Here is a 12,923-nt window from a genome sequence, read left to right on the forward strand (position 1 = left end):
CTGGGGACGATGTCTGCTCCCGATCCCCGCACCACGACCGCCACCGGCGCCGACGTGCGCGTGCGCTTCTGCCCGTCGCCCACCGGCCTGCCCCACGTCGGCCTCGTCCGCACGGCCCTGTTCAACTGGGCCTACGCCCGCCACCACGGCGGCAAGCTGGTCTTCCGCATCGAGGACACCGACGCCGCACGCGACAGCGAGGAGAGCTACCGGCAGCTCCTCGACGCGCTGCGCTGGCTGCGCATCGACTGGGACGAGGGCGTCGAGGTCGGCGGGCCGCACGCGCCCTATCGGCAGTCGCAGCGCCACGACATCTACCGCGAGGTGCTCGGCAGGCTCGTCGCCGCGGGGCTCGTGTACGAGAGCTTCTCGACGGCGGAGGAGATCGACGCCCGCAACGAGGCGGCAGGACGCGCGAAGCAGCTCGGCTACGACAACTTCGACCGCGACCTCACGGAGGAGCAGAAGGCCGCGTTCCGCGCCGAGGGGAGGCAGCCCGCGCTGCGGCTGCGCGTGCCCGACGAGGATCTCACGTTCGTCGACCTCATCCGCGGCGAGGTGACGTTCCCTGCCGGGTCGTTCCCCGACTTCGTCATCGTGCGGCCCAACGGCATCCCGCTCTACACGTTCGTGAACCCCGTCGACGACGCGCTCATGGGCATCACGCACGTGCTGCGCGGCGAGGACCTCATGCCGTCCACGGCGCGCCAGCTGTCGCTGTACCGGGCGCTCGTCGACGCCGGCGTGACGGAGTTCATCCCGCGGTTCGGGCACATGCCCCTCGTGCTCGGTGACGGCACGAAGAAGCTCTCCAAGCGCGACCCGCGTGCCGACCTGTTCCTGCAGCGCGAGAAGGGGATGATCCCCGAGGGACTGCTGAACTACCTCGCGCTGCTGGGCTGGTCTCTCTCGGCCGACCGCGACGTGTTCTCGCTGGACGAGTTCGTGGCCGCGTTCGACATCTCCGACGTCAACCCGAACCCGGCCCGCTTCGACCAGAAGAAGGCCGAGTCGATCAACGGCGACCACATCCGCATGCTCGCGGCCGACGACTTCGCCGGGCGTCTCGTGCCGTACCTGCAGGAGGCGGGCGTGCTGTCGCCAGAGCCGACCGCCGAGGAGAGCGCGCTGCTCGCCGCGGCCGCGCCGCTCATCCAGGAGCGCCTCCCGCTGCTGGGCGACGCCGCCGGGATGATCGGCTTCCTGTTCGCGGACGACGTGACGTACGACGAGGACGCCGTCACGGGCCTCCCCGAGAACGCCGGCGTGGTGCTCAACGCGTGTGTCGCGGCCCTCGAGGTCGTGCCGGAGGACGGATTCACGGCGCAGGCCGTGCAGGATGCCCTCGCGGGCGCTCTCGTCGAGGGGTTCGGGCTCAAGCCGCGCGTCGCCTACGGCCCCCCGCGCGTCGCGATCACCGGTCGCCGCGTGTCGCCGCCGCTGTTCGAGTCGATCGAGCTGCTGGGCAAGACCGAGTCGCTCCGACGTCTCGGCGCGCTCGTCGCGAAGCTCGGCTGACACAGAGGAAGGCCCCGGCACGCCGGGACCCATCTGGGTGCACGGGACAGGGGCGGATGGCCGTGTCCTGTGCGGTGCCGGCGTGGCGGTGCGTCCCGTGCGCTGTGCGTGGCGGTGCGTGCCGCGCGTAGCGGTGCGTGTTTTGCACGGCGGTGCGTGCTGTGCGTAGCGGTGCGTGTGCCCGGTGCAGTCGAGGCGAGAACGTGCACCTCTGTGCCCAGGGTGCTCGATCCCCGGCACCGGACCGGACCGGACCGGGCCGGGCCGTAGGGGGCGGCACGTGCCCCGCTGTGCGGCGCGTGCCCCGCTGTGCGGCGCGTGCCGCGCGTAGCGGTGCGTGTTTTGCACGGCGGTGCGTGCTGTGCGTAGCGGTGCGTGTTTTGCACGGCGGTGCGTGCTGTGCGTAGCGGTGCGTGTTTTGCACGGCGGTGCGTGCTGTGCGTAGCGGTGCGTGTGTAACCTGCAGTCGAAGCGAGATCGTGCACCTCTGTGCCCAGGGTGCTCGATCCCCGGCACGGCGCCGGTCATGCGGGGGCCGTCAGACTCCGACGACGCGGCGGGCGAAGGCGAGAGCGGGGGAGAGGACCGTGTCGGGGTCCTCGAGCCCGCCCCACATGTGGCCCGCGCCGGGCACGCGCAGCAGCTCCGCGTCGACGCCCTCCGCACGGAGCGCCGCATGCAGGTGCTCGCTCTGCGTGCACGGCACCGCTTCGTCGGCCGTGCCGTGCGCGATGTGGAAGGGCGGCGCACCGGCGTGCACGCGGAGCGCGGGACTGGCGAGCCGCGCCGCCTCGGGCCTCTCTGCGACGATGCCGCCGATGAGTGCCTCCTCGCGGGTCGGTCGCTCCTCGTCGGCGCGCGGCGCCGGGAAGGCGAGGAGGTCGCTCGGACCGTACCAGTCCACGACGCCTCGCACGCCAGGGCCATCCGTCAGGCCGGCGAGCGCCGCGAGGTGCGCGCCCGCCGACTCGCCCCACAGCACGATCCGCGCGGCGTCGATGCCGTGGTCGGCGCCGCGAGCTCTGACCCACGTGAGCGCTGCCGTCACGTCGTCGAGCGGTGCGGGGAAGACCGCCTCGCCCGACAGCCGGTAGTCGACCGATGCGACGGCGAAGCCCGCACCGGTGAGGCGCGGGAAGCCGTCCTCGACCGCGAACGTCGGGCAGAACATGCGCCTGCTGCCGACGCGCCATCCACCGCCGTGCACGAACACGATGACGGGTGCGCCATCCGCGGCCGGCAGATGCAGATCGAGGCTGAGCGGGCGGAATCCGGGGCGGGTGTCGAAGACGACGTCCCGCACGACGCGCTCAGTCGAAGAGCTCATAGCCTTCGACGAAGTTGACGTCGTGCTCTGCGCCGGCGGCGGCCATCTGCGCGAACGAGGGGATGTGGAAGCGGTCGGGCTCGGGGATGCCGGGGATGTCGGTGGGCCGCCCGACGGCGCGGAAGAAGTCGGTGAAGGGGGCACTCGTCACGCCGAAGATGCGGCCCGTCCTCTCGATGCGGTACGAGTGGATGGTGCCCTTCGGCACGAAGCCGAAGCCGCCGGCCTCGAGGATGCGCGTCTCGCGGAACCCGGCGCCGTCGTCCATCCACAGGCGGATGGCCCCCTCCAGCACGAAGAACGTCTCGTGGGTGAGCGCATGGAAGTGCGGGGGGACGGGACGGCCCGGGCGGCCCTCCGTGAGGAACGCGTCGAACTGCCCCTCGTTCTGCGCGCCCGTCGTGAGCAGCGTGAAGAGCTGGTCGAACATGACGAGCTTGTCGCCGTCAGCCTCGTCGAGGAAGTACGGGGCGGGGATCGCGGGAAGGGCGCTGGGGATGGCGGGGGCGTCGTTCGACACTGTGACCTCCTTGTCGGGGTGGATGGAGCCCTCTCAGCTTCGAGCCGGTCGACGGCGGAGGTCCACGTGCGAGCATCGCATGCGGGTTAGTCAGCGGCTAACATTGCGGCATGGAGGTGACGGCGACGCAGCTGAAGTACTTCGTCGCGGTCGCCGAACACGGACACTTCGCGCGGGCGGCGGCCGCCCTCCACATCTCGGGTCCGACGCTGAGCCAGCAGATCGCGCGCCTGGAGTCCGTCGTCGGTGCACGGCTCTTCGAGCGGTCGCCGCGGTCGGTGTCGCTCACGGTGAGAGGCGCGGAGCTGCTGCCTCTCGCGCGCGAGGCGCGTCGCGCGCACGCGGCGGTCGAGGAGTGGGCGGCGGCCGCTCCGTCGCGCGGGGTGCTGCGGGTCGGGGTGGTGGCCGCGGGCGCGGGCCCCGTCGTGAGCCGGGCGCTGGCCGAGGCGGTGGCGACCGAGGCGGGACTGTCGGTGCAGGTCGTGCGGCTGGGGTTCTTCGACGGCGCACAGGCGCTGCGCGACGACCTCGTCGACGTCGTCGTCGCGCCGCCATCCGGGGCGGACGAGGGCGGCGTCGTGTCGGAGCACATCGCGACCGAGCGGCGCGTGCTCGTCGTGCGCGACGACCATCCGCTCGCCGCGCGCGCGTCGGTCGGCATCGGCGAGACGGACGACCTGCCGTTCGTCGTCGTGGGCGCCGCCGAGAACGCCGTGCGCGCGTGGTGGCTCGTCGACCCGCGGCCGAGCGGCGCCCGTCCGAGGGTCGCCGGCGTCGCGGACGACGTCGAGGGGCTGCTGGAGCTGTGCGCCGCCGGGATCGGCGTCAACATCGCGGCGGAGTCCGTCGCCACGCACTACCGGCGCCCGGGTCTCGCATGCGTGCCGATCGACGACATCGAGCCCGTCCCGATCCTCGTGAGCAGGAGGCGGGGGCGGAGCGATCGCGCCGTCGCGCTCTTCGTCGACGCGGCACGCCGGGCGGCGACCTGAGGACGACACGCCATGGGCTCCCGCCCGGTTTGGCGGGTCCCGTCGCGTCGGGTAAGCTTGATCTTCGTTGCGGGGAAGCCCGCGAACACCATGGGGTATGGTGTAATTGGCAACACGGCTGATTCTGGTTCAGTTGTTCTTGGTTCGAGTCCAGGTACCCCAGCTCTTCGAAACCCCCGGGATGACCGGGGGTTTCTTCGTATCTGGACGCGAGTCTGACGCAGGCAGACCTCGCCGAGCGCATCGGCAGGGCCGTCAGTGGGTCGTGCGATTCGAGTCCGGGCACGCGGGAAGCGCACGCGTCGACAGTCTCCTCAAAGTGCTCGAGGCACTCGATCTCGATGCTCGCGTCGACCCTGTCGAGCTCGGAGATCCCTCCCCGACGTTCGGGGACATCCAGAGAGAGGATCGGCCCGAGCGATGAGGCTCGAGCGGAGCGCGCACCTGGGCGCACAGCTCGCCGGATACCGCTCGTCCCGCGCGGCGCTCGGTGCGGGCTCGCCAGCCCCGACAGCGCCCGCCTCAGCCGGCGAGCTCCGCGCGGACGATCGCGGCGCCCGCGCTGAGGGCCGCCATCTTGCCTCGCGCGACCTCGCGCGCGAGCGGGGCCATCCCGCAGTTCGTGCTGGGGACCAGCTTGTCGGCGTCGACGTAGGGGAGCACGCTCCGCAGCGTCGCGGCGACCTCCTCGGGCGTCTCGACCGTGTCGCTCGCGACGTCGATCGCCCCCACCATGACCTTCTTGCCGCGCAGCAGCCCGATGAGCTCGACCGGCACGTGCGAGTGGTGGCACTCCAGCGACACCGTGTCGATCGTCGACTGCTGCAGGAGCGGGAACGACTCCTCGTACTGGCGCCACTCCGAGCCGAGCGTCGCCTTCCAGTCGTTGTTCGCCTTGATGCCGTAGCCGTAGCAGATGTGCACGACCGTCTCGCTGCGCAGCCCCTCGGCCGCCCTCTCGAGCGCCGCGACGCCCCATTCGCGCACGTCGTCGAAGAAGACGTTGAACGCGGGCTCGTCGAACTGGATGATGTCGACGCCCGCGGCCTCCAGCTCCCGCGCCTCCTGGTTGAGGATGGCCGCGAACTCCCACGCGAGCTCCTCGCGACTGCCGTAGTGGCGGTCGGCGAGCGTGTCGATCATCGTCATGGGGCCGGGGAGCGCCCACTTGATGGGGCGGTCCGTCCGCGCCCGCAGCGCCTTCGCGTCGTCGACGAAGACGGGCCGCCGCCGGCTCACGGGGCCGACGACGGTCGGCACGCTCGCGTCGTACCGGTCGCGGATGCGCACCGTCTCGCGGTTCTCGAAGTCGACGCCGTCGAGGTGCTCGATGAACGTCGTGACGAAGTGCTGGCGCGTCTGCTCGCCGTCGCTGACGATGTCGAGACCCGCGAGGGTCTGATCGTCCGCCGCGAGGCCGAGCGCGTCGCGCTTGCCCTCGGCGAGCACCTCGCCCTCGAGCTTCCAGGGCGACCAGAGCTTCTCGGGCTCGGCGAGCCACGCCGGCTTCGGCAGGCTGCCGACGATGGAGGTGGGGAGCAGTGCGGTCATCGGTGGTTCTCCGTGTCTCGTCGTCCGGTCAGCCGACCCGGCTCGTGGCCCACTCGTCGAGCAGGTCGCGGTAGGGCGTCATGAAGTGCTCCTCGGCGTACTTCCCCTGCGTGACCGCGAGCCGGCTGCGCTCCTCGCGGTCGTACGCGATGCCCGTCGTCGTGAACTCGGCGTTGTCGAGCGTCGGGCGGTACACGTCGCCCGCGGGGATCACGGCGTTGTAGATCTCCGGCCGGTAGATCTTCTGGAACGCCTCCATGGTGCCGATCGTGCCGATGAGCGCGAGGTCGGAGTAGTCGGCGGGCAGATCGCCCTGGAAGTAGAAGGCGAGGGGGGCGACGGCTCCGTGCGGCATGAAGTACCGCACGTCGAGCCCCATCTTCCCGAAGTACCGGTCGGTCATCGAGTAGTCGCTCTGCTCGTACTCGACGCCGAGCACGGGATGGCGCTCGCCGATGCGGCGGTACGTCTTGCTCGTCGACACGCTGATGCAGATCACGGGCGGCTGCGCGAAGGCCTCGCGGTAGGCCTCCGACTGGATGAAGTGCTGGAAGAGCAGACCGTGGAGCACGCCGAAGTCGCTCGGCGCGCCGAACTCGGCGGCGTTCGCGTTGTGGGCGGGCAGGGCGACGCTGAAGTCGTAATCGCGCACGTACGAGGAGAAGTTGTTCCCCGTGATGCCGTGCGTCCGCTCGCCCGTGACGGTGTCGACGATGTGGACGTCGAGCATCTCGATGAGCGGCACGCCGGCTCCGTGCCCTGCCGCGTCGACGTGCAGATCCACCGACACGATGTCGAGCTCGACCGTGTAGCGATCGCCGCCGGGATGGCCCGCGAGGTCGTTGACGCGGGCGTCGATCATGGCGAGGGCGCCGCGCAGGTTCTCGCGGCGGCCCTCGCCGCGAGCGAGGTTCGCGAAGTTCGTCGTGATGCGCGAGCCGGCGGAGGGCGAGTAGTCCTCATCGAAGCGGGTGGTGCTGATGCTGAACGTGAAGTCGGTCGCCATGATGACCCGGTGCCTCGATTCCTGATGCGGGACGGCGGAGGGGATCCCCGCGTCGCGGTCGCCAGTGTATGCAGAGCATGCGCCCATAGCCCCATCACGATCTGCGACGTCTAGGCATAGCCAGAGGCTATGCGATCAGCTCGACGCCGAAATCGGCGACGACGCCGCGCATCTCGGCGACGAACCGCTCGGCCTGCGACGTGAGGGGGATCGACTGCTGGCCGATCCACCCGATCTCGATCCGCTCGTCGACCGCGAGCGGGACGGCGACGATCGACGGGTCGAGGTCGTCGGAGATGATGCCGGTCGAGATCGTGTACCCGCCGAGGCCGATCATGAGGTTGAAGATCGTCGCCCGGTCGCTCACGCGGATGTCCTGCGCCGATGACCGCGTGGAGAGGATCTCCTCCGCGAGGTAGAAGGAGTTGTTCGCCCCCTGGTCGAACGTGAGCCGCGGCAGGTCCGCGAGATCGTCGAGGGTCACGCGGTCGCGCGTCGCAAGCGGGTTCGTCCGCGCCACGAAGATGTGCGGCGTCGCGACGAACAGCGGCGTGAACGCGAGCCCCGCCTCGCGCAGGAGCTTGTCGATGACGCTCCGGTTGAAGTCGTTCCGGTAGAGCACGCCGAGCTCGCTGCGCAGGGTGCGCACGTCCTCGATGATCTCCCACGTGCGCGTCTCCCGCAGCGTGAAGGCGTACTCCGCCGCGCCGGATGCGCGGACCATCCGCACGAATGCGTCGACGACGAAGGAATAGTGCTGCGTCGACACCGCGAGGAGGCGCCGCGACGGCGGTCTGCCGAGGTAGCGCTGCTCGAGGAGCTCCGCCTGCTCGACCACCTGGCGCGCGTACCCGAGGAACTCCGCGCCATCCTCCGTCAACGTCACACCGCGCACCGACCGCACGAAGAGCGGATGGCCGACGCGGCGCTCGAGGTCCTTCATCGCCGCGGACATCGTCGGCTGCGAGACGTACAGCAGGTCGGCGGCCGCGCTGATGGAGCCCTCGGCTGCGATCTCGACGAAGTAGCGCAGCTGCTGCAGTGTGATGCCGTTCGCCGGCCCGGCGTCGCCTCGACCCATAGCCACAAGCTATCTCATGGAAAGATCCGGCGTGAGGGGCCGATAGCAGGAGGGCTCACCGCCGTCGCCTGCGCGCGCGACGCGCACGTGCCTCGGGAGAGAAGAGCAGTGCGCCGATCGCGGCGACGGCGACGAGGACGAGCACGAGCGAGGTGCCACCCGTCTGGCCGGGGGCGAGACGCCCCATGGCGCCGAGATAGCCGATGGAGATCAGACCCGCGGCGAGCGTGCCGAGCACGATCACCACCCACCCCTCCGGCTTCATGTCTCCATTCTGCGACTCACCGGGGACATATCCCCGGAGGGGCGTGCCCGGGTGTCGCGCGCCAGAGGGTGCCGCGAGGCCGTGCCGCGAGGTCGGATCGCGCCGAGCGCCGGCGGCATACGATGCCTCAGCCGCCCCAGGCGAGAGGCGCCGCGCCGTAGCCGCCCGCATCGCGGGCGAGCGTCGCGCCGTCGAGGCGCACGGGCGGCGGCGGCAGCACGACCGGTCCGGCGGGTGACATGGCCGTCACGAGCGGGGTGCCCATGCTCCGACTCTCCCCGGGAGGAGGAGGCCCGGCGGCGAGCAGCGTGCGCGCCGCGCCCAGCAGGCTCGCCCGCACCAGCCCCGCGCGCCCGGCGGCCAGCAGCTCCACGACGCCCGCGGCCATCCGATAGCCCGTCGCGAAGTCGAGCGCCTGCACGGGGAGTGCGCCGGGGCGTCCGTCGGCGTCCGCGCACGCGACGGAGATCCCGGTCGCCGCCTGCACGATCGAGTCGAACCCGGGGCGGGTGCCCCACGGGCCGTCTGCGCCCCAGGCCGACAGCGCCGCGACGACGAGGCGGGGATGATCCGCCGCGAGCTGCGCGGGGGAGAGGCCGAATCGGTCGAGTCCGCCCGGCCGGTACCCCAGCAGAACGACGTCGGCACGGTCGAGGAGGGCGCGGATCCCGTCGTGGCGGACGCCGAGATCCGCCACGGCCGACCGCTTGCCCATGGCGCTCGCGAGGTACTGCCACGGCAGCTCGGGGCGGTGCGGCGGATCGACCCGCAGCACGTCGGCGCCGAGGCACGCGAGCAGCTGGGCGCACGCGGGGCCGGCGATGACGCGTGTGAGGTCGAGGACGCGCACGCCGGCGAGCGGTGCGTCGCCCGATGGCGGAACGGCCCGGATGCCCGTGGGGTCGATCCGCGCCCACGGTTCTGCGGCCGTCGCCTGCTCCTGAGGGTGGTCGCGCCACTCCGACGGCGACCGCACGGAGGCCGCGACGCCGCCGGCCGCGACGATCGCGTCCTCCACCTCCTGGGCGCGGCGCCTTCCGATGGCCGCCTCCACGTCCGATCGCGACGCCGCTCCGAGCGTGCGCCGGATGGCGTCGGCGTGATGCGGGTAGTTGCCGTGCAGACGCACGTGGCCGTCGGCGGCTCGGAAGAACCCCGACAGTTCGGCCCACGGCGACAGAGGGCGTCCGTCGATGCGGATGTGCTCGACGCTCTCGAACGCGGCGCGGACGAGCTCGGACGTCGTGTCCACGGCCGTCCGCCGACCCTGGGCGCGCACGAGTCGCGCGACCGCGTCGACGACCTCGGAGACGGCGTCGATCGCGAGCCCCTCGACGTCGAGCGGCGCGTTCCACCACCGCCGGATGAGGATGGCCATGCGGCCAGGGTATGACGGGCGGCCCGGCGCCGTCAGGCCCGCGAGAACGCGGAGGCCCTGGCCACCTGGTCGGGCGTCGGCGTGATGCCCGTGTAGCGCGCGAACTGGCGTGCCGCCTGCAGGGCGATGACCTCGGCGCCCGTGATCAGCTGCGTGCCCGCGGCGCGTCCGGCGCGCACGAGGGGGGTCTCGGACGGGAACGCGACGACATCGAACACGACGTCTGCGGCGTCGACGTGGGCGGGAGTGAATGCGAGCACGTCGGCGTCGGCTCCGTCCATGCCGAGCGGGGTCACGTTGACGACGACGGCGGCACCGGGCTCCGGCTCGGTGGCGACCCAGCGGTAGCCGTAGGCGTCGGCGAGCGCGCGACCGGCGGTCTCGTTGCGCGCGAGCACGGTGAGGTCGTCGAACCCCGCGCCGCGGAACGCCGCGACAACCGCCTTGGCCATGCCTCCGGACCCGCGCAGGAGGACGGGCAGGGCGGTGTCGACGGCGTGGGTCGAGAGCAGCTCGGCGACGGCCTCGTAGTCGGTGTTCGACGCCGTGAGCACGCCGTCGTCGTTGACGATCGTGTTGATCGACGCGATCGCCTCCGCGGACGGCTCGATCTCGTCGACGAGGGGGATGACCGCCTCCTTGAAGGGCATGGACACCGAGCACCCCCGGATGCCCAGCGCCCGCACGCCGCGGATCGCGCCCTCGAGGTCGTCGGTCGTGAACGCCTTGTAGACGAAGTTCAGACCGAGCTCGTCGTAGAGGGCGTTGTGGAAGCGCGTGCCGATGTTCGACGGCCGTCCGGAGAGCGAGATGCAGACCGACATGTCCTTGTTGAGGATGGGCATGTCTCCATGATCCCCGACCTCCGCCCATCCTCGACCTCCGCCGCCGAGCGCGAGGGTCAGATCTCGACGACGTCGCCCGCGTCGAGGTCGTGGAAGGCGCCGCCTCCCTGCTCGGTCGCCCACCGCAGCCGGCCGCGGTGCATGGCGAGCCCTGCGGCCGACAGCGTCGCGTCGTGCGTGCCGAAGGCGGCACGCGGCGCGACGGCGAGGACGAAGTCCATCGCCTCGCCGATCTTCAGCCACGGCGCGCCCGCAGGCGCGGCGAGCAGGGCGACGGTGCGGCCGTCGGGGACCGCATACGAGTCGCCGGGGTAGTAGAGCGCGTCGTCGACGAGCACGCCGACGTTGTCGACGAGCGGGATCGAGGAGTGGATCTCGCTGTGCGTGCCGCCGAAGAACTCGAGGCGGAATCCGCCGGCGTCGACGACGTCGCCCGGCACGACGACCGTGGCATCGGGCACCTGCGCGGCCACCGCGGGCGTCGTGTAGATCGGCACGCCGGGAGCTGCCGCACGGAGGGCCGAGACGTGATCGGGCGTCCAGTGATCGGGATGCTCGTGCGTGACGACGACGGCGACGAGGCCGTCGACGTCGAGCGGTGCGGTGAATCCACCCGGGTCGACGATGAGCGTCCGCCCGTCCTGCTCGATGCGGAGGGCGGCGTGTTCGTGCTTCGTGACGCGCATGAGCCCAGTCAACCACCACACATCCGCCCAGGGGACGCATCAACGCGAGAAGCCCGGCTCCTGTCGGAACCGGGCTTATCGTTACGGTGACCCCAGCGGGATTCGAACCCGCGTTACCGCCGTGAGAGGGCGGCGTACTAGGCCGCTATACGATGGGGCCGTAACCTGATCTTCAGTTTTCGTTTCGTTCCCGTTCCCGGGCACCAGAAAAGTATGACACGGGATCGCGGATCGGGCCAAATCGAGGCCCCCTCCGCTGCCTTCCCGCGCGTGTCGGCCTGGTCAGCGCCCATTCCCGTCGCTCCGGGCATCCGTCGCTCTGCGGGCACCACGGATGGCGCCCTGCGGGTATCGTGTGAGGTCGAAGGGGAGTATCCCGCCTACGTCTGCTCGTCATCACGGGCCTCGCATCCGAGGCCCCGGGCATGCGCCGCGCATCGCGCGGGGGAGAGACTTTCGCCGATTCCCCGACCCTCCGAAAGGCCACGCGCTTTGGACATCCCCGTCGCGTTCCAGGTCGGATCCCTCGTGATCCTGACCCTCATCCTCGTCGCCGACCTGCTCATCATCCTGAAGCGGCCGCACATCCCCTCGACGCGCGAGTCGACGCTGTGGGTCGTCTTCTACGTCGCGCTCGCCCTCGTCTTCGCGGGCATCCTCTGGGCGATCGGCGATGCGCAGCACGCAGGCGAGTTCGTGGCGGGATGGCTCACGGAGTACAGCCTCTCGATCGACAACCTGTTCGTCTTCGTGCTCATCATGAGCCAGTTCTCGGTGCCCCGCCGCTACCAGCAGGAGGTGCTGATGGTGGGCATCATCATCGCCCTCGTGCTGCGCGCGGCGTTCATCCTCCTCGGCGCCGCCCTCATCGAGAGCTTCAGCTGGATCTTCTACATCTTCGGCGCCTTCCTGCTGTACACCGCCATCAAGCAGGCGCTGCCCGAGAAGCACGACAGCGACCAGCAGACGGAGAGCTTCATCGTCCGCACGCTCCGCCGCTTCATCGACATCAGCGACGAGTACGACGGCGCGAAGCTGCGCACGACGGTCAACGGCAAGCGCATGCTCACGCCCATGCTCGTCGTGTTCATCTCGATCGGCGTGACCGACCTCATGTTCGCGATCGACTCGATCCCCGCGATCTACGGCATCACCCAGATCCCGTTCCTCGTGTTCGCGGCCAACATCTTCGCCCTCATGGGGCTGCGCCAGCTGTACTTCCTCCTCGGCGATCTGCTCGAGAAGCTGAAGTACCTGCACTACGGCGTCGCGTTCATCCTCGCCTTCATCGGCGTCAAGCTGGTCATGCACGCCCTCCACGTCAACGAGCTGCCCTTCATCAACGGCGGGCAGCACATCGAATGGGTCCCCGAGATCAACAACTGGACGTCGCTCGGCGTCATCATCGGGTCGATGGCCGTCGCGACCATCGCGAGCCTGGTGTCGTCGGCTCGCGAGAAGCGCAGCTCGGCGACCCTGACGGGCCCCGAGGGGACCGACGTCACGATCGGCGACGACGCGAAGCACTGAGCGCACCGACGCCGACGCGGCGCGCCGATCTGCCCAGCGGCGGGTCGGCGCGCCGCGGCCGTCTGCGCACATCTCATCGATGAGGCGTCGCGCACGAGCACCCTGCTAGGCTGGCAGGGTGCGGTGCGCCCGACTCCTCCTTATGCGCCGCGACGGGATCCTGTTCTAGGCCTTCCCCCGTCGCGGAGTCCCGTCGTAGGCCGACACCGACGACCGCTAGGAGC

General features: G+C 70.8%; 12 protein-coding genes and 2 tRNA genes. 4 read left to right on the forward strand and 10 right to left on the reverse strand.

Annotated features, from left to right (window positions below; translation table 11 throughout):
* Positions 1 to 9: 9 nt before the first annotated feature.
* The gene (gltX, locus tag ACWGPF_RS04250) at positions 10 to 1,518 is read left to right on the forward strand and encodes a glutamate--tRNA ligase (protein ID WP_452331640.1); all 1,509 of its coding nucleotides are present in this window, start codon (positions 10 to 12) and stop codon (positions 1,516 to 1,518) included.
* A 538-nt stretch (positions 1,519 to 2,056) separates the two neighbouring features.
* Here gltX and ACWGPF_RS04255 read toward each other — a convergent pair.
* Positions 2,057 to 2,845 carry an alpha/beta hydrolase fold domain-containing protein gene (locus ACWGPF_RS04255; protein ID WP_452331641.1) on the reverse strand — a complete coding sequence of 263 codons (789 nt, stop codon included), beginning with the start codon at positions 2,843 to 2,845 and terminating at the stop codon, positions 2,057 to 2,059.
* A complete protein-coding gene (locus ACWGPF_RS04260; RefSeq protein WP_452331642.1) occupies positions 2,829 to 3,365 on the reverse strand; it encodes a quercetin 2,3-dioxygenase in 537 nt (178 codons plus the stop codon). Before ACWGPF_RS04260 ends, ACWGPF_RS04255 begins: the two co-directional genes overlap by 17 nt.
* Before the next feature lie 110 nt (positions 3,366 to 3,475).
* Here ACWGPF_RS04260 and ACWGPF_RS04265 point away from each other — a divergent pair, with 110 nt between their 5' ends.
* Positions 3,476 to 4,357 carry a LysR family transcriptional regulator gene (locus tag ACWGPF_RS04265; RefSeq protein WP_452331643.1) on the forward strand — a complete coding sequence of 294 codons (882 nt, stop codon included), beginning with the start codon at positions 3,476 to 3,478 and terminating at the stop codon, positions 4,355 to 4,357.
* 91 nt (positions 4,358 to 4,448) lie between these two features.
* Positions 4,449 to 4,520: transfer RNA gene (locus tag ACWGPF_RS04270), tRNA-Gln, on the forward strand.
* A gap of 359 nt (positions 4,521 to 4,879) precedes the next feature.
* Here the strand turns inward: ACWGPF_RS04270 and ACWGPF_RS04275 are convergent.
* The 8 genes from ACWGPF_RS04275 to ACWGPF_RS04310 all read right to left on the reverse strand — a co-directional run bounded on the left by ACWGPF_RS04275 (position 4,880) and on the right by ACWGPF_RS04310 (position 11,329).
* Positions 4,880 to 5,908, reverse strand: coding sequence for a methionine synthase (locus ACWGPF_RS04275; RefSeq protein ID WP_452331644.1), 1,029 nt, complete (start codon positions 5,906 to 5,908; stop codon positions 4,880 to 4,882).
* Positions 5,909 to 5,936: 28 nt separating this feature from the next.
* The gene (locus tag ACWGPF_RS04280) at positions 5,937 to 6,914 is read right to left on the reverse strand and encodes a putative oxygenase MesX (RefSeq protein ID WP_452331645.1); all 978 of its coding nucleotides are present in this window, start codon (positions 6,912 to 6,914) and stop codon (positions 5,937 to 5,939) included.
* 127 nt (positions 6,915 to 7,041) lie between these two features.
* Entirely contained in the window at positions 7,042 to 7,995 is a 954-nt protein-coding gene (locus ACWGPF_RS04285) for a LysR family transcriptional regulator (protein WP_452331646.1), read from the reverse strand.
* 55 nt (positions 7,996 to 8,050) lie between these two features.
* Positions 8,051 to 8,260: a hypothetical protein gene (locus tag ACWGPF_RS04290; RefSeq protein WP_452331647.1), complete on the reverse strand. Its 210-nt coding sequence runs from the start codon at positions 8,258 to 8,260 to the stop codon at positions 8,051 to 8,053.
* A gap of 127 nt (positions 8,261 to 8,387) precedes the next feature.
* The gene (locus ACWGPF_RS04295) at positions 8,388 to 9,638 is read right to left on the reverse strand and encodes a CoA transferase (protein WP_452331648.1); all 1,251 of its coding nucleotides are present in this window, start codon (positions 9,636 to 9,638) and stop codon (positions 8,388 to 8,390) included.
* 32 nt (positions 9,639 to 9,670) lie between these two features.
* On the reverse strand, positions 9,671 to 10,483 hold the full coding sequence (locus ACWGPF_RS04300; RefSeq protein WP_452331649.1) for a shikimate 5-dehydrogenase: 813 nt from the start codon (positions 10,481 to 10,483) through the stop codon (positions 9,671 to 9,673).
* Positions 10,484 to 10,539: 56 nt separating this feature from the next.
* A complete protein-coding gene (locus ACWGPF_RS04305) occupies positions 10,540 to 11,169 on the reverse strand; it encodes an MBL fold metallo-hydrolase (RefSeq protein WP_452331650.1) in 630 nt (209 codons plus the stop codon).
* An 87-nt stretch (positions 11,170 to 11,256) separates the two neighbouring features.
* Positions 11,257 to 11,329, reverse strand: a tRNA-Glu gene (locus ACWGPF_RS04310).
* A gap of 332 nt (positions 11,330 to 11,661) precedes the next feature.
* Between ACWGPF_RS04310 and ACWGPF_RS04315 the strand changes: the two genes are divergently transcribed.
* The gene (locus ACWGPF_RS04315) at positions 11,662 to 12,699 is read left to right on the forward strand and encodes a TerC family protein (RefSeq protein ID WP_452331651.1); all 1,038 of its coding nucleotides are present in this window, start codon (positions 11,662 to 11,664) and stop codon (positions 12,697 to 12,699) included.
* Positions 12,700 to 12,923 lie beyond the last annotated feature (224 nt).

This window comes from Microbacterium sp. NPDC055683 (assembly GCF_053617895.1).

Excerpts from the sequence above, each read along its gene's own strand:
- ACWGPF_RS04295 (WP_452331648.1), bottom strand. The coding sequence starts at position 9,638 with ATGGCCATCCTCATCCGGCGGTGGTGGAACGCGCCGCTCGACGTCGAG.
- ACWGPF_RS04275 (WP_452331644.1), bottom strand. The coding sequence starts at position 5,908 with ATGACCGCACTGCTCCCCACCTCCATCGTCGGCAGCCTGCCGAAGCCG.
- ACWGPF_RS04305 (WP_452331650.1), bottom strand. The coding sequence starts at position 11,169 with ATGCGCGTCACGAAGCACGAACACGCCGCCCTCCGCATCGAGCAGGAC.
- ACWGPF_RS04285 (WP_452331646.1), bottom strand. The coding sequence starts at position 7,995 with ATGGGTCGAGGCGACGCCGGGCCGGCGAACGGCATCACACTGCAGCAG.
- gltX (WP_452331640.1), top strand. The coding sequence starts at position 10 with ATGTCTGCTCCCGATCCCCGCACCACGACCGCCACCGGCGCCGACGTG.
- ACWGPF_RS04280 (WP_452331645.1), bottom strand. The coding sequence starts at position 6,914 with ATGGCGACCGACTTCACGTTCAGCATCAGCACCACCCGCTTCGATGAG.
- ACWGPF_RS04265 (WP_452331643.1), top strand. The coding sequence starts at position 3,476 with ATGGAGGTGACGGCGACGCAGCTGAAGTACTTCGTCGCGGTCGCCGAA.
- ACWGPF_RS04255 (WP_452331641.1), bottom strand. The coding sequence starts at position 2,845 with ATGAGCTCTTCGACTGAGCGCGTCGTGCGGGACGTCGTCTTCGACACC.
- ACWGPF_RS04290 (WP_452331647.1), bottom strand. The coding sequence starts at position 8,260 with ATGAAGCCGGAGGGGTGGGTGGTGATCGTGCTCGGCACGCTCGCCGCG.
- ACWGPF_RS04300 (WP_452331649.1), bottom strand. The coding sequence starts at position 10,483 with ATGCCCATCCTCAACAAGGACATGTCGGTCTGCATCTCGCTCTCCGGA.